This is a genomic window from Roseomonas sp. CCTCC AB2023176, assembly GCF_042259275.1.
Classification (GTDB): Bacteria; Pseudomonadota; Alphaproteobacteria; order Acetobacterales; family Acetobacteraceae; genus Roseomonas.
On record NZ_CP170086.1, the window covers coordinates 4,820,896 to 4,839,568 of the forward strand.

The following is an 18,673-nucleotide window of genomic DNA, read 5'->3' on the forward strand; positions in this document are numbered from 1 at the left end:
GGCGATCAGGCCGCCAGCGCTTGGCGGTTGAGCATGTCACTAAGGAAATCGAGCGTCTTCCGATCGCCCGGCGCCAGCTCCGCCGCGCGCATCGCCGCGGTCACGCCGCGGTCGTAGAGGCGCGCGGAGCGGCATGCGCTGGCGAGGCGCCGCCAGTGCGTCACCTCGTTCGGCTCCATCCGCACGAGAAGTTCCTGGGCCTCCACCGCCTCGGGCCAGCGGCGGGCGTTGCGCAGGACGCGGGACAGCACCTTCAACGCGTCCAGCCGCCGCGGATCGATCGCGAGGATGCGGCGCGCGAAGCCCTCCTGCGCCAGGACGTCGTCCTGACCGACGGCCTCCTTCATGCGCAGGCGGTACCCGGAGATGGCCTTCCGCAGCAGCCGCGCGGCGGCCTCGTTCTCGGGCTGGATCGCCTGCACCTGCCGGGCCTTCGCGACGGCGCCGTCCGTGTCCCCGGCCGCATGGTCGGCCCGCATGGCGTGCACGATCTTGCGAATGAGCGAAGCGAGGGTGCTTCCCATCTCCGCGCGCAGCGCGGGATCAAGCCGGCCATACAGGCGAAGCGCTTCGCTCGGCTGGCCGGCACGCGCCGCGGCGCGCGCGGCGCGGATCAGCGGCTTCGGATCCGCGTCGGCCGCGTCAGCCAGCGCCTCCCAGCTGCGGGCGGCGACGGCCCAGTCGGCCCTGCGTTCGGCCAGCGCAGCGTGTTCCTTCAGCAATCGGGGATGGCGCGGTGCGAGCGCCAGGCCGCGCTCGCAGGCTGCGAGGGCCGCTGCGGCATCGCCCGCCCGAATGCTCGCCCGATGCTCTGCCAGGATCGGCGCGACGATCTTGCGCATGCCGGACGCCGCGTTCTTGTTGCCGGGATCCACCAGCGCAACCGCGTGCCAGGCCGCCGCGGCCGCCGCGGCCTCGTGCCGGTCCATCGCCAGTCGCGCCTTCTTCGTGAGCGATCTGACGAGGCCGGCCTGCATCACCCGGTCCTCCGCACCCGGGTGACCCTGGCGGCGGGCGGCGGCGAGTACGGCCGCCGCCTCCTCCAGGTGCGAGGCCGCGACGAGGACGGGGATCGTCGCAAGGGCGGCCGCGGCATCCAGCGCCGCCATCTCCACGGCCGCCGCCCCCATCTCCTTCGGCCGGCGCAGGCGCTGGTAGGCTTCTATCTTGACGTGGAGCGCGCCGGCGGAACGGACATCGCGACCGAGCGCCTCGCCGGCGGTGCCGATGGCGCGTTCGAAGTCGCGCGCCTTCAATTCGCAGCGGGCGGCTTCGACGAGGGGCTCCGCCTCCTCCGGCCGCATCGCGGCCACGCGGCGCCAGACGGGGGCCGCCTCGTGGAAGCGTTTGGCTTTCGCCAGCGCCTTTGCTGCGACGGAAAGTGCCTTGTGGTCCGCCGCCGGCGCGCCGACAATATCCACCGCGCCGGCGCAGGCCTCCTCGAGACGGTTCAGCCGTGAAGCGATGCGGACCAGCATCACCTTCGGCTCCAGGAGCGCCGGATCGATCCGAAGCGCTTCCCGCAATTCCGCGAGCGCGGAGGTGTTTTCACCGCGCTGGAACGCGACCGTCGCAAGGAGCGAATGAAGGTCGGCGGATCCCGGGAAGTCCATCGCCGCCGTGCGGAGCGCGACCTCCGCCTCGTCGAGTTCGCCGCGCGCGACGCGCTCCCGCGCCTCCTGGACCAGCGTGCGGACATCCGGCGCGACGGGCGGCCGAACCGGCTCGCCAGCTGCCACCCGCGCGCCGCTACCGTGCGCCTGGCCGGCGGATGGCGGCAGGCCTGGTGCGCCGCGTGCCTCGATCAGCGGCAGGCCGTAGGTCTCGTAGAGAAGGCTGCCGAGGACCGTCTTGAACTCGGGGGTGTAGTGGTTGTTGTCGCGCCCCTCTTCCGCCAGTGCGCGAACGCGGTCATAGGCCACGACCTGCGGCGTCGGATCGAAGAACGGGTAGCCCCGCTCCTCGCAGATTTCGCGCATCCAGCGGCACAGGCGGGACCGCGTCTCGATCGGCCGCCCCGCGCCGTCCGGCACGTCGATGTGACTGACGAAGACGAGTGGCCCCGGGATGCGGGACACGATGCGGGCCAGGTCGGCCTCCAGCTCCTCCCGTGTCGTCAGATGCATGTACGCGTTGAGCAGGACGTCGCGTTCGACCGGGTCCGCAGACGCGAAACTCTCGTGTGCCTCGAGCTGCTTCGCCCGGATGTCCCGCTCGGTCGCGTACTTGTGGCGAAAGAACGTCTCCAGCAGTTCGCGCCGGGCCGCGAACACCCTGTCGAGACAGTTTATCTGGAGAAGGTAGTCCCCAAAATGGATCTCCTTCAGGGACGACACCTCGACCAGATAGAGATCCGACGCCTGGCGCTCGCGATGGGCCGAGTAGTCAGCCGAGGCAATGAAGCGCACGAGTTCACCGGGAATCTCCCGGCCGCCGAAGAAGTCCAACTGCTGTAGAATCTCCTTCGTCGTATGAACGAAGCCGTAGAGGTTGGTGAGATCCCGTTGCATCGGGAGCACCCGTGCGGCAGCGGCAATGGGATCCGCAATACGGCAGGTACCGACCGTCGTGACGGTGAGTTGCTGCGTTCCGGCTCCCTTCGTCGAGCCCCGCTGCGCATTCACGACATCGGTCAGCAACGCACCGCTCCTTCGCCGCTCTCGCACCGACGCTTCAGCGCGATATGCAAAGGACTACGACGCGCCTTGCAGCGCTGCTATCGGAAGCAAAACCGAATCGACACGCAGTTTGAGGTAAGGTCAGCGGCGACCAAGAATGCGATCTGCGCGGCAGGCCGCCTCGGACGACCTAACCATGTCCGTGATGCTTGCCTCAGGCCGCCAATGCAGCAGCTCGAAGCTACTGATTGATCGGACCGCGATGGCGGCATCTCCGCGGCTGGTGCGCTCGGCCCCGGACGCTCCTCGCTCCCCTTAACGTCCTGCGGCATTGCGCTCAGGAGATGGGGGGACTGAAGCGAGGGGTGGCCGCCCAGGCAGTAAAGCGCCACTATACCAGAATTATAGACAACCTTTCTTCTTTTGGCGACGAAACGCGCCCACGGCATCCATTCGCAAGGTTCTAGCAAGCGAAACTCAACAATCAGGCCGGGTAATCACGTGAACGTGATCTCTGCTACGCCCTTGCGAAGGGACTGATCGCACACGGGATGAACGTAAATCATTCCAACTTGGCTTGGGTTACATCAGACTTGGTCGCGTTCTCGGGAGAAGCGTCCGAGGGTCACGGGTTACGAATGATCCCGGTTGGCTTCCGAGGGGGCTCAGATATCCGCATGACTGAGATCATCAAGGTCACTGGTGAGCCGTTCAGCTTATCGTTAACGCGTCCCCACGCCGACCACTCGCGTCGCGTGGTCGGTCACTCAGAAACCGATGAGGATGTCGGTGGAATTCTCCTGACACTCGTTTCCACCTGCGAGAAGATTCTAAGATGTATTGGGGAGGATCCGGGCGGGAGCGCAACGCTCCGCGGAGTGGATGGCGCTTCGGAGCCTGTCAAGGCAACACCGACGGTCCTGACAGGATCACTCTCGACCAACTTGAAGCAAATGCTGAAACTGCGTGCGCGGCGCCGGCGCAAGTTCGAAGGGCATGTGTTCGACTGGCCCGCATGGGACATGCTGCTGGACCTCGCCGCCGTCCGGGCCGAAGGGGGACATGTGTCGGTCTCCGCCGTCTGCATCTCCTCCGGAGCACCGCAGAGCACCGCGCTGCGTAAGCTCGCCGGGCTGGAGCGAGCTGGCCTTATCCGGCGCTACATGCACGGGACCGATCGCCGCCGGGTCTGCCTGACGCTGACCGATGAGGCTTCGGCCCTCATCGTCTCGGTCCTGCAGGAGGAGGTCGCGTTCTACCGCAGCATGTCCGGCAATCGCTGAGTCGAGCGGAGGCGGCCCGCTTTGCGGGCCGCCTCGCGCGACGGATCCTTACCCGCCCAGCCCTGCCGTGATGCGGCCCACCAGCAACGCCCGGATGATCGGGCTCAGGAACTTGCTGAATTCGGGGATCGGCGCATTCGTCACGTAGATCGCGTCATTCGCCAGCAGCGCGGCCCGTTGCGCGACGAACATGGTCTCCGCGCGGGACAGGTCGAGGTGAAGGACGAGCGGCCGCGGCAACCCCGAGGAGTCCTGCTGAAGCCGGAACACGAAGACGTGCCGCGGGCTCGCGTCATCGTCGAGCAACCCGCCAGCGGCGCTAATGCCCTCCAAGACGCTCATGCGCTCGCTGATCAGGTCGTGCAGGCCCGGCCGGCGCAGCGCGCCCATGGCCGTGAAGCGCTGCACGTTCGCCTGGACGGTCACGATGTCGCCACGGTTGAGGTAGATCGCATCCGCCTCGAGCAGCCGGGCGTAAGGCACGTTGCGGGTGATGGCGCCTGATCGGATGACCACATCCGCGAAGCGCGCCGCCACGGTTGGGCCGCCGGCCCTTGCGATGGCGTCCACGACCGTCACGGGGCCTTCGATCGTCGTGACCCGGCCGGGAGTCCGGACATCGCCGGTGACAAGCACGGCCTGGCCCGGCGCGGCCACGAGCTCGACATGGACCTGCGGATCCACCGCTCGCTCCGCCAGGGCGCGCCGCACCGCGTCGGCCGCGCGCTGGAGGCTGCCGCCTGCGACGGCCACGCGGCCGGCGTAGGGGAGGAAGACGTGGCCGCTCTCGTCGACGCGCGATCCGCTGAAGACGGTGCCGCCCGTCGCCATCGAGCCAAAGGTCCCCCCGTCCACCCGGTCGAACACGACGATCCGGAGGACATCGCCGGGCGCCACGGACATCCCGCGCGGCGCGCCCGAGGTCAGCACGAGAGGAGTCCGGCCGGACGGAACGAGGTAGTCGCGCAGGTTCGTCGGCGTCAGCTCGACGAGATCGTAGGACGCCTCGCCGGCCCCTGGCGAGAGGATGGCGGATGCCGTCGGGCCCTGTCGCGGCGTGAGGCTGCATCCGGCGAGGCCGAAGAAGGCGGCCGCCAGTACGGCGGCACGGGGCGCGTCAACCACGGTAAATCTCCATCGTACGGGCCAGCATTCGATCAAGGGAAAAGCGGTGGGCCAGCGACCGCCGCAGCGCAGCGGCGCGCCGACGGGCCTGATCGGGTGGGGGCACGAGTTCCAACACACGACGCGCTGCGTCATCGAGGTCGGGGGTGGCGGCGCTGGCGAGGATGTGGCCGCACAGCACCGTCTCCTGCGCGCCGCCGGCAGGCGTTGTGACTACCGCAACCCCGACGGACTGAGCTTCGAGAAGCACGTTTGGCAGCCCTTCCCAGCGCGACAGCAGCAGCAGGACGTCGAACCGGCGAAGCCAGTGACCGACATCGCTGCGACGCCCCGTGAACAGGACCCGGTCGCTTATCCCGAGGGCCTTGGCATGGGCTTCCGCCGCGGGGCGGAGCTCGCCGTCGCCGACGAGAATGAAGCGCGCGTCGGGCCGCAGCGCGAGGACCCGGGCCGCGACCTCCAGCCATTCCAGCGGCCGCTTGTTCGCGTCGAAGCGGAGTACCCCGCCGACCGTGAGGCCCGGAGGGGCCGCCGCGTCGAAGCGAACGGAGAGCGGGACGGAGCCCGGCGCAGGACGGGCCGAGGGGCGCACGACACCATTCGGCACGACCTCGATCCGATCCGGTGAGACACGGAGCCACTCGGCATAACGCGCCGCGGCGAAGCAGGAGTTGGCGACGAGGCGGACTCCCGGTGCGCCCAGCAGGATGGGGTACAGGACGGCGTATTCCGGCCGGTTCCGTTCGGGGCGGTCCGGCGGCGGCGCGGTCCGGACCGAGAGGACGATGCGGGGCACTTTGGAGAGCAGGGCCGCAAGGCCGGCGGCCAGGATGGTTCCGTCCTGCCAGAGGTGCACCACGTCCGGCGATTGTCGCCGCATCAACCCGAGCAGACGCGGCGTCGCGTGGGCGACCCGCGGGGGCAGCAGTGGCAGGAGGTCACGCCAGGGTCCGTCGCCCCCATCGGGCAGGGTTTCGTACTCCCGCACCGTGATTCCCGCGCGACGCAGCTCCGGCAGGAAGAAGCCGCCATCGGGACGGTCACGAAGCGACCGGACCGCGATCTCGGTGGCCATTCTCCCGCTCGCGCAGAGGCCGAGGGCGGTGTTCACGAGCTGCCGTTCGGCACCGCCCGGCCCGAGGGAGCCGTTCACCATCAGCACGAAGCGCGGCTCCAAAGTCTCTGGCGTTCCCCGAAGAGCCACCGCAGCCTCCAAGAGGTGCGCCAGGGCCCGCAGGCCCGCTCCCACCCGGGGTGTCATCACTGCCGCTGCAGGCAGCGCAGCTGCCCGTGCCTCCAGTGCGGTCAGCCGCGCGATCTCGTGGTCCAGGCGCGACGCGGGGCACCCCCGGCGTCGGGTGGCCAGCAGGACGCGGCAAGCCGCGTCTGGGCGGCCGCGCCGTTCGAGGCTACGGGCGTGGTGGAGTGGGGCCACGGCCCCGTGGGGGTCCATCAGCGTCGCCCGTGCGAAGTCGGCGGACGCACCGTGATGGTCCCCCAACTCCTCCCGGCCCCTGGCACGGAGAAGCCGTTCGTCCGCCACCGACGGATCGGTCGGGAACCTCGCGAGGAGAGTGGCCCGCGCGACCACAGGACCTTCCGACCGCAGCGTTGCCCGGAGGGTGACGAGAAAGGCCTCATGATTCGCCGGGTAGCGGAGCGCGAAGGTTCGCCAGGCCGGCAGCGCCGCGGAGCGTCCCTCGACGCGATCCGTCAACCGCAGGGCAAGGATCTCCAGCCGCTCGCAGCGGGGGTACTCGCGCACGAGGTCGCGGAGCCGTCGCAGGGCCGCCCCCGATGGCGCGCCCTGCGCGAGCTGCTCGGCCGACGCAAGAACATCCCCGTCCGGCACGGCGTCCCCCGCCGCCGCGCACGTGACGAATTCCCGATCCTTTTCGATGGGCGCATCGAGCGGCACGACGTCAGAGCCCGTGGTAGTCGCGGTACCAGTCCACGAAGGCCGCTACCCCCCGTGAGACCGGCGTGTTCGGGCGGAAACCCGTCAGCGCCTCGAGTGCGCTCGTATCGGCCCAGGTGGCCGGCACGTCGCCGCGCTGCATATCCAGGTAGTTCCGGATCGCGGTGCGGCCGGTCGCCTCTTCGATCGCCTCGATGAAGGACAGCAGCTCCACCGGGCTGCCATTGCCGATGTTGATGACGCGGAAGGGACCGGCGGGACTATCCGCCGAATCGGACCGCGGCGGCAGCGTCGTGAGCCGAAGGATCGCCTCGACGAGGTCGTCGATGTAGGTGAAGTCACGGCGCATCCGGCCGTGGTTGTAGACGTCGATCGGCAGGCCCTTCAGCGTGTTCTCGGTAAACTTGAACAGCGCCATGTCGGGCCGACCCCACGGTCCGTAGACCGTGAAGAAGCGGAAGACCGTGGTCGGCACGGACCAGAGGTGCGCATAGCAATGCGCCATCCCCTCCGTCGCCTTCTTCGTCGCGGCGTAGAGCGTCAGGGGGTGATCGGCCCGTTGTTCCTCCCGGAACGGCATCTCCTTGTTCGCGCCGTAAACCGAGGAGGTGGACGCGATCATCAGGTGGCCGACCCCAGCTCGGCGCGCCGCCTCGATGACGTTGAAGGTACCGATGAGGTTCGCGTCGATGTAGGCGCGCGGGTTCTCCAGGCTGTAGCGGACGCCTGCCTGGGCGGCGAGGTGGATGATCACCTCCGGGGCGAAGGCGTCCACGACCTCCTCCAGGCGTGGCGCGTCCTCCAGCATGAACTCGCACCCCATGAAGATCTCGTTCTCGCGCAGCAGGGCGTGACGACGTTGCTTCAGGCTCACATCGTAGTAGCGGGTCATGCCGTCGATCCCGACGACCGCGTGCCCATCGGCGAGGAGCCGGCGCGCAACATGGAAGCCGATGAAGCCGGCACTGCCGGTAACGAGCGTTCTCATCTTTGCTGCGGTGCCTCCGGGGTGACGTCGGTGCTCACGCGTGGTCGCGCACGGCGTGGAACAACAGCACGGCCGCGATCCAGACCAGGAAGGAACAGCCGGCGACGAGCAGAATGGTACGGGCCGGATCCGGGTAGGCCGCCTCGCTCGCCTCGACCGGCCTGACGAAGGGGAGGATGTAGGTCCCCTGTCGCACCGCATTCGCCCGCGCCTCGGTGAGGGCGTTCATCGCCTGGGCGTGCCGGGTCTCGGCCATTCGCATCTCCGCGGCGAGCGCCTCGTGCCGGTCCAACACGGCCGCCAGGCCCGCGCCGTCGCGCTGCGTCGTCCGCCCGGACTGGCGCTCCATCTCGCCGAGCTGCGTGCGAAGCGCACGGATCCGGGCCATCGCCGCCGCATAGGCTGGCGTACCGGTCGCGCCGGAGACGCGAAGACCCTCCGCTTGACCCTCAGCCGTCATGAGGTCCGTGCGCAGGCGCGTCTCGATCTCGACGCTCGAGGCGGTGGACCGGCTGGCATCAAGGACCCCGGTCTCAGTACGCAGCGCATGCAATTGTGCCCGGACCACGCTGACCTGACGCTCGGCCAGGCCGAGATCCGCCTCCGCCTGACGCAGCGCATCGGAATGCGCACGGGCCGAGATGTGGTTCGCCAACCGCTCGCTCGTCGCCAAGGTCGCCTCGGCGAGCGCTAATGAATCCGCCGGTGTGAAGGCGTGGGTGCGCAGGGTAATGACGCCGCTGGTCACCTCGTACTGTGCGTGGACCATGGACTGCCAGGCGCGCAGCAGGCGGTCCGGGCCGGCATCGGCCGGAACACGCACGAGCGGATCGGCCAGCGGTGAGGTCAGGATGCGGCGGACGTCAACGCCGTGACCGATGGCGTCCTGGAGCGCCGGTGCCGATGCGAGGTAACGCGCGAGCCCATGGGATTGGGTCGTGGTGGAGCCGCCAGTCGGCGGGCCAAAGGCCCCGACGAGCGAGCCGCCGCCCCGTGCCGGGGTGAGATCCAGCTCGTCGCCGACGCGCAGCGCGAAGACGGCCGTCGTCACGTATTGCGGTGCCGCGACGGCGAGGAAATAGACGGCGCCGAGCACCGTCGGGAGGACCACCAGCAGGAGGAAGGAGCGGAGGCCCCAGCCGCGGCGAACCGTTGCGGCGGGAACCTGCGGCAGGATCAGGCCGGGCCCTTCCGGAGCAAGGCCGGCCGGTGTGATCCGGCCAGCGTCGCGCGCACGGGGTCCCTCCCCTGGGAGGGCGACGATGTCAGCCATGGAGCACCGTGAGGTTGGTTTCGTAGGACCGGACGGCGTCGGTCATGCTCGGGAAGGCGGTCAGGCGACCGTTCTCGAGGATCGCGCCGACGCTGCAGATTCGGGCGATGCTGGTCACCGCCTGCGAGACCATGATGACGCTCGCGTTCCGCCGCCGCTCGGCGAAGGCTTCGAGGCACTTGCGCTTGAAGGACACGTCCCCGACCGCGGTGACCTCGTCCACGAGTAGCATGTCGAATGGAACGGCCATGGAGAGGGCATAGGCCACCCGCGCCTTCATGCTGTTGGAGTAGGTCGTGATCGGCCGGTCAAAGTGCGGCCCGATCTCGGAGAAGTCGCGGGCGAAGCGGATCACCGCCGCCGGATCCGCGCCGTGGAGACGGGCGATGAAGCGGGCGTTGTCCCGACCGGACAGGTTGGGATGGAAGCCCCCGGTGTGGCTGAGCGGTGGCGATACCCTCACCGAACGCCGCACAACACCGCGGTCCGGCTTGATCATGCCGGCCAGCACACGCAGCAGCGTCGACTTGCCCGAACCGTTGCCGCCGAGGATCCCGACATCGGCCGATCCGTCGAAGCGGGCGGTGAGGTCCGAGAGCACCTCCACGCGGTGCCCGTCCTGGCGGAAACCCGTCGAGACGTGAAGGAGATCGATCATCCGGATTGCACCGCACGCTGCGCCGCGCGTTCCATGCACAGCCCGATGATCACTGCCCCAACGGTCCATTTGATGAGGTAGGCCGGGTCGAGCGTGACGGAGCCGTACGCCTCGACGTACCCCACGCGGAACCAGCCGACCGCGTGGGTGAGCGGGTTCCAGGAGAGCCAGTCCCGAAGGTTTGCCGGAATGCGGTCGATGAAGAAGAAGATTGCGGAGAAGTGGTAAAGCGGTCGCGTGAGCATGGGATAGATCAGGACCCAGCTCTTCCAGACCGTCATCAGCACCGCGTTGATGGTGCCGACGCCGAAGCCGAATGCAAACGTCACGAAAGCTGCGAGCGCGCAGACCAGGGGCTGCTCCGGCAGGGCCGCGCGACCCGAGAGGATGAGAAAGCCGAAGATGAGGAGTACGACGGCGACCCAAGTCGCCGCTTCCAGCAGCGCCCGAGCCACGACGAGGTCGAGCCCGGTCACCAGTGGCATCCGGAGCACGAGGTGGTTGCCGCGGATGGCACCGCCGAGGTGCTGCGCCGTCTTCTGGAACAGAAAGTAGGGCAGCACGCCGGTCACGAAGAACAGAATGACGTTGTCGCCGACCGGCGCCCGCCGATTGATGGCCCAATAGACGAAAGACATGACGGCCACGTGCGAGATGGGCTCGAGTACCGCCCAGAGATAGCCGATGCGCGAGCGGCCGAACCGCGTTTTCATCTCCCGCAGAAAGAGTGCTCCGACGACCCGGCTAGCGGTCCGCGCACCCGCGACGAAGGCTGCGAACTCTTCGCGCAGGCTAGGCGTCGCGCCCGGCGCGAAACCCGCGATCATCGATGTCTGGCTCGTCTGGCGTGAACGCATCACGATGCGAGGATTGACGTGCTTTCGTGCACGCCGCAGCGCAAGTTTGGTCAAGATCGGATCGATCATGGATGCGGCGCGCTGCGCATCCTCCAACCGGGCAACCGGTCGCGATCTGCGGGGGCGATGTCAGGCTCTACGTCAGATCGGTTCGACCCGTGTCACCTTGGCCTGTGCCGCGCTTGCAGTGACCAGAGGCGCTTCCGTACTCAACGTGCCCGCGCCGGAACGGATTTGCGCGGGGGCAGGGGGCGGCGTGTCGGGGAGCATCATCGACGTTGCGGGCCGCAGTTTCGCCGCCCGACGCAAGGCCGGTACCCTGCGCCGTGGGACTGGCCCCGTCTTCCACGCCGTGACACCAGGGATCCGCATGGCGCTCTGTGGCCGGGAGCCCGGAGCCGGTTCGGGATGGGCGGAGGATGCCGGCACGCAGGTGACCTGCCCGGCCTGCCTGCGGCGTCTTGCGACTCTCGCCTCGCGGCAAGGTTGATCCTGGACCTTAGGGGGTAACGCCCTGCCATAAGCGGCGGGGCGAACGGAGTATATACCTTCTTTTTGAGGATTAACCTGGGCGGTTCAAGCTAATGATGGCTTCGGCAGGCTTAGTGGGCAGGCTTCCCATTGCCGTGCCGGGCAGGCCGTTTGTACAGGTGAGGGGCGATGCCTGTGGCTCGAGAGAAGCCGATTTCAGGGCGTTGCCAGGGGGCGTCAGTCCGGCGCTTGTTGGCGGTTCACGCCGCTACAGGCTCGGTCAGCGGGGGAATGCGGCACGCGAGCGGACAGGTGGTCCGGTCGGCTTGCGCTGCCCATCAAGGGGAATAGTTTCACATGAATACGAAGGCTCACGGCTTCGCCAGCTTGAACGGTGGGACCGATGGCGGCGCCGGCGGCACGACCATTACCGTGCATACCGGCAGGGAACTGAACGAGGTGCTGGCGCGCGCGGGGACCGGGCCGCTCACGATCGTCGTGGACGGCACGATCACACCCGAAAACACGGGCAGCTCGGAGATCAAGGTCGCGGACGAGCACAACCTTTCCATCATCGGTGGCGGGAAGGGGGCAGAGTTCCGCGGCATCGGCATCCACATCACCGACGGCTCATCCGACATCGTCGTCCAGAACCTGAAGATCCACGACGTCGCGACCGGTCCGAAGGATGCGATCGGTATCGACGACGGATCGCACAACATCTGGATCGACCACAACGAGCTCTACAGCTCGCTCACCGTCAACAAGGACTACTACGACGGCTTGCTCGACATGAAGCGGGGCGTCGAGTACGTGACCGTATCGAACAACTATTTCCACGATCACCACAAGGCTTCGTTGAACGGCTACTCGGACGACGACGCGGGCAACCGCTACGTCACCTACGACCATAACCTGTTCGAGGACATCGGATCCCGCACGCCGAGCGTCCGCTTCGGGCACGCGCACGTCTACGACAACGTCTACAAGAACATCGAGGTCTCCGCCATCAACCTGCGCATGGGCGCGGTCGGCCTGATCGAGAACAACGTGTTCGAGGATGCCAAGAACCCCGTCGCCAGCCTCGACAGCGATAAGATCGGATACTGGGACCTGCGGGGCAACCAGTTCACGAACGTGACCTGGTCCTCGGTCGGCAGCAACGAAGCGGTCGCTGGCCCAACCGCCAAGTCCACCGCCCACTACGACGTGCCCTACGGTTACTCCCTCACGCCGACTTCGGACGTGAAGGGATACGTGCTGCAGCACGCAGGGGTCGGCAAGCTCGGTCTGGACGCGGGCACGCCGTCGCCGGTTCAGCCATCACCCACCCCTTCTCCGGATGACCCTACCACGGTGCCGTCGGCCCCCACGGAGGTCGCGACGGGCGGTGCCGATCGCCTGGTCGGCACGGCGGGCGCGGATCGTCTCAACGCTCTCGGCGGTCGGGACTGGGTGAACGGCGGCGCCGGTTCCGACACCGTGCAGGGCGGCACGAACGACGACACGCTTCTCGGCGGTGATGGAGCCGACCTCGTGACGGGCGACACCGGCAATGACAGCCTTGAAGGAGGGGCCGGGCGTGACCTGCTGGACGGCGGTGCGGGCCGCGATACCCTCTTCGGGGGTCCGGATGCGGACACGCTGCGGGGTGGGGACGGCAATGACGCGCTGCGGGGTGGCGACGGCGGTGATCTCCTGCTGGGCGGTGCCGGAGTGGATATCCTGACGGGCGGGACGGGGAACGACACCTTCGCCTTTGCCTCCACCAAGGACTCTCCGGTCGGCTCCGGCCACGACGTCATCCTGGACTTCACCCCCGGGGATCGTATCGGCCTGAGTGGCATTGACGCGCGTCCGGACCTGGCCGGGGATCAGGGCTTCCGCTGGATGGGCTCGGCCGACTTCACCGGTGCAGGTCAGCTTCACGCGGTGATCTCGCACGGCTCGACCTTTATCGAGGCCGACGTGAATGGAGATGGCCGTGCTGACTTCCAGGTCGAGCTCGCCGGGGTGTACCGGTTGACCACGGCCGACCTGATCCTCTGAAGACGAGCCGCCCGGGGCCTGCAGGAGGTCCCGGGCGGACACATCCGATAAGGACCTTGTTGCGCCGGCCTGGCGCCGGCGAGAACCAGAACGAACCGGTCTAGCTTGGCGCACCTGCCGGAGCCCGGTGCAGCTTACACGCATGTCCGACGACACGGAGCATCATGGTGTGGTTCGGGGGCCCTTCGAGGCCCCCCATCCCGTCGCCATGCTGTTGGCACAGCGCATCTCCGACGCAGTCAGCAACGCCGGCGATCCCGAACAGGATCTGTCGGCTGCGCATGCGGAGCTCTACGATGCCGTCCCCGAATTCGCCTGCGAGCCGGGCTGCACCGATTGCTGCGGAGCGATCCCGATGTCCGCCTGGGAGTGGACGCAGATCCGAGACCGACGCCACGCCGGGCCTGCCAGCCTGTCCTGTCCCTATGCCGACGCGGGCGACTGCGCCATCCACGCGGCTCGACCCCTGGTGTGCCGTCTCTTCGGCGCGGTCGAACATCCGCGGCTGACCTGCCCGCGTGGACGGGGTCCCACTCGAAAGCTCTCGTCCGAGGAGGGCGCGCGGCTCATGCGGCGCTACGAGGCCTTGCTCGTCCTGAGTGCACGAGGATCTAGCTCGCACCGGCCCGTGGTCGCCGAGGGTCCCGGCCCGAGGTCGAGCAAGTCGTGAACGACCTCAGCTTCGCGGGCCGACGCACCTCGACGCGCGCAGACCGCGTCGTCACGCAGGAGCGACACTTTCGCGCGGGTCAGGCGGTGATCGGAGTGGTCGGGCTCGGCTACGTCGGGCTGCCTCTCACTCTCGCGGCCGTCCAAGCCGGGTATCGCGTCATCGGTTTCGACGTGAACGCCGATCGCGTCGCGCGGCTTCGTGATGGAGAGAGCGTCCTGTCCCATGTCGCGGCCGGCGACGTGGCCCACGCAGTGGCGAGCGGCGCTTTCCGGCCGACGGATGATATGGGCGAGCTGGACCGGCCCGACGCGCTGATCGTCTGCGTTCCCACTCCGCTCGACGGTGCCGGACAGCCCGACCTGTCCGCACTGCGGTTGGCCGCGGAAAACATCGCGCGCCGCCTGCGTCCCGACCAACTCGTCTCCTTCGAATCGACGAGCTATCCAGGCACGATGCGGGAGGTGGTCATGCCGCTGCTGGAAGCGGGCGGGTTGCGCGCCGATCGTGACTTTTTCCTGGCGTACTCGCCGGAGCGCGAGGACCCTGGCAACCGGCGCTTCCCGACGGTGAGCATTCCGAAGCTCGTCGCCGGCCTGGACAACGACGCGCGCCGCGTTGCTCTGGCACTCTACGGCCGCATCGTGCGGCAGACCGTACCCGTGCCATCGATCGAGGTGGCCGAGGCCGCGAAGCTGACCGAGAACGTGTTCCGAACGGTCAACGTTGCCCTCGCCAACGAATTGAAGACAACCTTCGACGCCATGGGTGTTGACGTCTGGGAGGTCGTTCGAGCCGCGGGAACCAAGCCGTTCGGCTACATGCCCTTCTACCCCGGCCCTGGCGTCGGCGGGCACTGCATCCCGGTGGACCCGATCTATCTCTCCTGGCGCGCCCAGTCCCTGGGGGTCGCCACACCGCTCCTCGACACGGCCATGGCGGTGAATGCCAGCATGGTCCGCCGCGTGCGTGACCGTCTACACGCAGCCCTTGCACAGCGTGGTGCGGAAGGTCTTTTCGGAAAGCGCGTACTGGTCGTCGGCATTGCCTACAAGCCCGATATCGACGACGTGCGGGCCTCGCCCGGGATGCGTCTCATGACGGCGCTTGAGGACGAGGGTGCGGCTTGTTCCTATTACGACCCTTTCGTTCCAGAAATCCCGGACTGGCATGAGCACTCAGGTCTTGCGGGGCGGCGATCCGTTGCCTGGAGCACTCACGTGCTCTGCCAGTTCGATGCCGCGGTGCTTGCCACCGATCATGGGAGCATACGGTACGCTGATCTGCTTAACGCCGTGCCTCTCATCGTCGACACGCGGAACGCCATGGGCCAACGCGGCCTGCGAGGCACGGGCGTGATCACCGCGTAATGACGAGCCTCGGCGTGGCAGCGGGAAGCTTGGGCCTGTCCGGGATGAGGGACACCTCAACGAGGTGTCGGAGGCCGCGCGACGGCGCTGGAGCGTCCCGGACGAGTTCAAGTGGGAGGCGGCGGGTGCGATCTGCGGAGGTCGCTCGGGCGCGCAGGTAGCCTCGGAGCTGGGCTTACCGGATCGGCTGGTCCGCTCTTGGCTCCGCCGGTCTTCGCTCCGCTCGTCTTGGATCCGCCGGGCTGAACGGCGACCAGGGGGTGCGCCTCTCTCGACGGACCAGGCCGGCGAGATTGCGGGGTTGCGCAAGGAGCTCGAACGGGTCCGGTTGGAGCGCGACATCCTGAAACGCGATCAAGGAGGTCGGCTCGAGCCCCCCCTGCCTCCCGCCCTACTCGCCGTAGGTCAACCCGATCGAGAACGCCTTCGCGAGGCTGAGGTCCGCTCTCCGAGCCGCGGCCAAACACACCCACGACCGCCGCTTGGCCGCCATCTGCCGCATCATCCCGACCATGACACCTGCCGAGTTCGCACACCCGCTTATCGCCGCAGGATATGATCCAGACTGAGCGGAAAATGCTCGAGATGCTCAGACGCTCACTTGGCCCCGGCAGGCTCTCGCCGGCTTCGACGCAGTCAGATCAAGGCAGCGACGATGACAGTCCATACACCGATCGACAAACCGATAACGATGAGCGTGGCATCGCCCGGGGCGAGACGAGAATCGGCAACGGCACGGCGTGAGGTCATCCTACAGGCCCTCCATCTTCGGCGACACGAGCGGGAACCGGTCGTTCCGGTTGACGAGAGTTTGACACGCGCGGCACCGCCATTGCCCGACCTGCCCGGGCCTCTGCGCGGGAGGAGCCTGGTGGTCTGACGGACGCGGCGCGTGCCGTCCCCGTCGGCCTCGCCAAGGCGGGGGCGATCAAGCCGTCAGGTTGAAGACGTAATCCCCGCTTTGGCCGGAGAAGCCTTGGTAGTGGGGGCCGCTCGGGTCATCGTCGCGGCTCGGGATATGGGCGTAGCCTGCGATGGCGACGTAGTGATCGCCCGTCGTCTGCGCCGTATAAATCAGGGTCAGGTCGGGCAAGCCCTCGTCCGGGTCGTCCCGGTCGTCATCCCAGTTGAGGGCGAGGAAGCGTCCCATCCCATCGTAGATGGCGATGTTGGTGCGGGGTTCACCGACCGGGTCGGTGAAAGCCGTGACGGTCTGGCCCGCGGTGAGGAACACGCGCCAGATGTCCACGTCGTCCGGCAGGTCGAGCGCGGCATCGGCCGTGAACACGCCGTCCGCGAGGTCGGCGGCGGTGATGACGGCGGCGCCCGCGAAGGTGGCATTCGTGTCGGGGTCGGAGAGGGAGACAGTCTCGTCGTCGAAGACGAGGCGTTCGACGCCCGTCAAGCGGTCCTTGCCGTCGAGGACCCCGGATCCGGCCGCGGAGCGCAGGTCCTGGACCGTGGTGACGCCACCTCCATTCGTGGTGATGCGGTAGTCCGACACGTTGCCGCGGAAGACCGCGTAATCGATGCCGGCACCGCCATCGAGGGTGTCGTCGCCGCCTGGGCCGCCACCGTAGCGGCCGTCCCCCCACATGATGTCGATGCCGCCGCCGCCCTTGAGCCTGTCGTTGCCGGCCCCGCCGCCGAGTTCGTCATCGCCGTCTCCGCCGTCGAGGACGTCCTTGCCCTCACCGCCGGCGAGCTCGTCATCGCCACTGCCACCATGGAGTTGGTCGTCGCCGAGGCCGCCGTCGAGCTGGTCGTCGTCGTCATCGCCGTAGAGGCGATCCTTGCCGCCGCCACCAAACAGCACGTCGTTGCCGGCGCCGCCGTACAGCGCGTCCTTGCCCTCGTCAGTGGCCTCGCCCTCGCCCCCGCCATTCAGGAAGTCGTCGCCGTCGCCGCCGTGAAGCTCGTCGTCCCCCGTGCCGCCATAAAGGGCGTCGTCCCCAGCCTCGCCGTGAAGGCGATCCTTACCTACCCCCCCGGAGAAGAAGTCGTTGCCTCCGCCCGCGAAGACCGTGTCGTTTCCGCCCAGCAGGTCGATGAACGTGTAGAGCGACTCGTTGCCGCCGCGGTCGTCGCCGTCGCCGTAGACCAACCTATCCTTGCCGTTGGTAGGCGCAGGCATGGGTTCCCCTCCCTCGTTCGTGTCAGGGGATCACTCGCGAGCCCGCCCGGGTGTCCGCCCACGGAAGGAGGCTAGGTCCGCCGCACTCGTTCGGGACAGGCGAGATGGATCATAATTGGAGGGTATCGGGTTGCCCGCCGGCCAGCCGGCCCACGCGCTGTTCCAGCGGCGCGCTACGGCCGCAGCGTCAGCGTCCCCGTCCCGATCGCGCCTTGACCCATTGGCGTCCACTGCCCTGTCATCGCCCCATCCTCGCCGACCCCCCGGGTGCCCAGGCGGGGGGCGGCTGTCCGGCCTGAACCGCTAGAGCGAACCCGGGCTGACTGGAATCGCGAGGTCTTCCGGAACGGGGGCGGGATGCGATTCATCGCCCTCCTGCTGTGGCGGGAGGCGGCGATGGTGTGAATAAGCGCTAAACCGGAACTCCGCCTGAATTCGCGCTACAGAGTTGATGGAGTGCAGAAGAAGCACACCAGGGTGGGGTCCCAATCGGCGCCGATCGGGACCCCACCGATTCGCCAGCTTCGCTTGTACGATCAGCCCCTTGCCGAAGCTTTCGGGTGGGGTCCCGGCTCGGCGCCCATTCACATGCCGCGGTTGCGGCGGGCATGCGCGTGTTCGGCTTCACGGGCGGGCGCCACTGTGGCGCTGCCCACCCGGAACGTCTCCTGGCGCCGGGTGCGGAGCAGGTCATGGAGCGCTTCAACGAACTCCCGGGCCTCGTTCCCGCTGCCTTCTGAACTGGTGAGGAGGTGCGGCGCCGTGTCCTTGACAGGGACAGGATCGGTGTGCCGAAGCGGTCGCGGCCCGCCGCTCCCGGTCATCGTCGTGCTCTGGCGGACCTCCTCTCTCGCCCCACGGGGGGATCGCGGCGGGCAGGGGGCACTCTGGCAGTGCCGCCCTGCCGGCCGGCTGATCCCCAACTGTGCCACCTGCTCTACCCGCCCCCGATCCGGGCGGCACCGTCCTCCGCCGCAGCCATCGCCGCCGCCACGCTCTCGCGGTAGCCGGAGAGCACGGGATGTCCCTCCATCCCGCCCATCACGCGGTCCTCCACGACGAAGCGTACCGTCGCAGGCGCCTCGGTCCTCGTCACGACCAACCGCAGGCCCGGCTTCACCTCCGACACGAGCGCTTCGCCCGGCACCGTCATCCACATCGCCCGTCCCATGCACCTTCCTCCACCTCTCGGGCGGCGGCACGTAAGCCGGGAGAGTCAGGACCTCATCAACCTGGGATAAGGGGAGCGTATATCCTGG

14 protein-coding genes are annotated in these 18,673 nt (G+C 68.2%); 5 read left to right on the forward strand and 9 right to left on the reverse strand.

Going from position 1 to position 18,673, the window contains the following annotated elements; translation table 11 throughout:
- Positions 1–5: 5 nt before the first annotated feature.
- Entirely contained in the window at positions 6–2,639 is a 2,634-nt protein-coding gene (locus ACE7GA_RS24215) for a tetratricopeptide repeat protein (protein WP_376092733.1), read from the reverse strand.
- 656 nt (positions 2,640–3,295) lie between these two features.
- Here ACE7GA_RS24215 and ACE7GA_RS24220 point away from each other — a divergent pair.
- The gene (locus ACE7GA_RS24220) at positions 3,296–3,901 is read left to right on the forward strand and encodes a MarR family winged helix-turn-helix transcriptional regulator (protein ID WP_376092736.1); all 606 of its coding nucleotides are present in this window, start codon (positions 3,296–3,298) and stop codon (positions 3,899–3,901) included.
- 48 nt (positions 3,902–3,949) lie between these two features.
- On the opposite strand, the gene ACE7GA_RS24225 is transcribed toward ACE7GA_RS24220, so the two are convergent.
- From ACE7GA_RS24225 to ACE7GA_RS24250, 6 genes are read right to left on the reverse strand one after another with little or no spacing between them, the layout of a single operon-like run.
- Positions 3,950–5,026, reverse strand: a complete 1,077-nt coding sequence (locus ACE7GA_RS24225; protein WP_376092739.1) for a polysaccharide biosynthesis/export family protein — start codon at positions 5,024–5,026, stop codon at positions 3,950–3,952.
- On the reverse strand, positions 5,019–6,944 hold the full coding sequence (locus ACE7GA_RS24230) for a glycosyltransferase (protein WP_376092742.1): 1,926 nt from the start codon (positions 6,942–6,944) through the stop codon (positions 5,019–5,021). Before ACE7GA_RS24230 ends, ACE7GA_RS24225 begins: the two co-directional genes overlap by 8 nt.
- A gap of 4 nt (positions 6,945–6,948) precedes the next feature.
- Positions 6,949–7,932 (reverse strand): SDR family NAD(P)-dependent oxidoreductase, encoded by a 984-nt coding sequence (locus ACE7GA_RS24235; RefSeq protein ID WP_376092745.1) that lies wholly within the window; start codon positions 7,930–7,932, stop codon positions 6,949–6,951.
- A 34-nt stretch (positions 7,933–7,966) separates the two neighbouring features.
- The gene (locus tag ACE7GA_RS24240) at positions 7,967–9,205 is read right to left on the reverse strand and encodes a hypothetical protein (protein ID WP_376092748.1); all 1,239 of its coding nucleotides are present in this window, start codon (positions 9,203–9,205) and stop codon (positions 7,967–7,969) included.
- On the reverse strand, positions 9,198–9,863 hold the full coding sequence (locus ACE7GA_RS24245) for an ABC transporter ATP-binding protein (RefSeq protein ID WP_376092751.1): 666 nt from the start codon (positions 9,861–9,863) through the stop codon (positions 9,198–9,200). The genes ACE7GA_RS24240 and ACE7GA_RS24245 overlap by 8 nt, the downstream gene beginning before the upstream one ends.
- Positions 9,860–10,789: an ABC transporter permease gene (locus ACE7GA_RS24250; protein WP_376092754.1), complete on the reverse strand. Its 930-nt coding sequence runs from the start codon at positions 10,787–10,789 to the stop codon at positions 9,860–9,862. The genes ACE7GA_RS24245 and ACE7GA_RS24250 overlap by 4 nt, the downstream gene beginning before the upstream one ends.
- Before the next feature lie 759 nt (positions 10,790–11,548).
- Here ACE7GA_RS24250 and ACE7GA_RS24255 point away from each other — a divergent pair.
- The 3 genes from ACE7GA_RS24255 (at position 11,549) to ACE7GA_RS24265 (ending at position 15,280) form a co-directional block, all read left to right on the forward strand.
- Positions 11,549–13,240: a M10 family metallopeptidase C-terminal domain-containing protein gene (locus ACE7GA_RS24255; protein ID WP_376092757.1), complete on the forward strand. Its 1,692-nt coding sequence runs from the start codon at positions 11,549–11,551 to the stop codon at positions 13,238–13,240.
- A gap of 142 nt (positions 13,241–13,382) precedes the next feature.
- Complete coding sequence (locus ACE7GA_RS24260) at positions 13,383–13,910, forward strand: YkgJ family cysteine cluster protein (protein ID WP_376092760.1); 528 nt, start codon at positions 13,383–13,385, stop codon at positions 13,908–13,910.
- A complete protein-coding gene (locus ACE7GA_RS24265; protein ID WP_376092763.1) occupies positions 13,907–15,280 on the forward strand; it encodes a nucleotide sugar dehydrogenase in 1,374 nt (457 codons plus the stop codon). Before ACE7GA_RS24260 ends, ACE7GA_RS24265 begins: the two co-directional genes overlap by 4 nt.
- A gap of 928 nt (positions 15,281–16,208) precedes the next feature.
- Here the strand turns inward: ACE7GA_RS24265 and ACE7GA_RS24270 are convergent.
- Positions 16,209–17,414 (reverse strand): calcium-binding protein, encoded by a 1,206-nt coding sequence (locus tag ACE7GA_RS24270; protein ID WP_376092766.1) that lies wholly within the window; start codon positions 17,412–17,414, stop codon positions 16,209–16,211.
- Between the two features lie 560 nt (positions 17,415–17,974).
- On the opposite strand from ACE7GA_RS24270, the gene ACE7GA_RS24275 reads away from it, so the two are divergent.
- Positions 17,975–18,154, forward strand: a complete 180-nt coding sequence (locus ACE7GA_RS24275; RefSeq protein ID WP_376092769.1) for a hypothetical protein — start codon at positions 17,975–17,977, stop codon at positions 18,152–18,154.
- A gap of 197 nt (positions 18,155–18,351) precedes the next feature.
- Here the strand turns inward: ACE7GA_RS24275 and ACE7GA_RS24280 are convergent, their stop codons facing one another.
- Positions 18,352–18,585 carry a hypothetical protein gene (locus ACE7GA_RS24280; protein ID WP_376092772.1) on the reverse strand — a complete coding sequence of 78 codons (234 nt, stop codon included), beginning with the start codon at positions 18,583–18,585 and terminating at the stop codon, positions 18,352–18,354.
- Between the last annotated feature and the right edge of the window lie 88 nt (positions 18,586–18,673).

What these genes read in the sequence shown, in the direction of transcription:
- ACE7GA_RS24250 (WP_376092754.1), bottom strand. Translation starts at nt 10,789, where the DNA reads ATGATCGATCCGATCTTGACCAAACTTGCGCTGCGGCGTGCACGAAAG.
- ACE7GA_RS24270 (WP_376092766.1), bottom strand. Translation starts at nt 17,414, where the DNA reads ATGCCTGCGCCTACCAACGGCAAGGATAGGTTGGTCTACGGCGACGGC.
- ACE7GA_RS24280 (WP_376092772.1), bottom strand. Translation starts at nt 18,585, where the DNA reads ATGGGACGGGCGATGTGGATGACGGTGCCGGGCGAAGCGCTCGTGTCG.
- ACE7GA_RS24240 (WP_376092748.1), bottom strand. Translation starts at nt 9,205, where the DNA reads ATGGCTGACATCGTCGCCCTCCCAGGGGAGGGACCCCGTGCGCGCGAC.
- ACE7GA_RS24245 (WP_376092751.1), bottom strand. Translation starts at nt 9,863, where the DNA reads ATGATCGATCTCCTTCACGTCTCGACGGGTTTCCGCCAGGACGGGCAC.
- ACE7GA_RS24220 (WP_376092736.1), top strand. Translation starts at nt 3,296, where the DNA reads ATGACTGAGATCATCAAGGTCACTGGTGAGCCGTTCAGCTTATCGTTA.
- ACE7GA_RS24255 (WP_376092757.1), top strand. Translation starts at nt 11,549, where the DNA reads ATGAATACGAAGGCTCACGGCTTCGCCAGCTTGAACGGTGGGACCGAT.
- ACE7GA_RS24235 (WP_376092745.1), bottom strand. Translation starts at nt 7,932, where the DNA reads ATGAGAACGCTCGTTACCGGCAGTGCCGGCTTCATCGGCTTCCATGTT.
- ACE7GA_RS24260 (WP_376092760.1), top strand. Translation starts at nt 13,383, where the DNA reads ATGTCCGACGACACGGAGCATCATGGTGTGGTTCGGGGGCCCTTCGAG.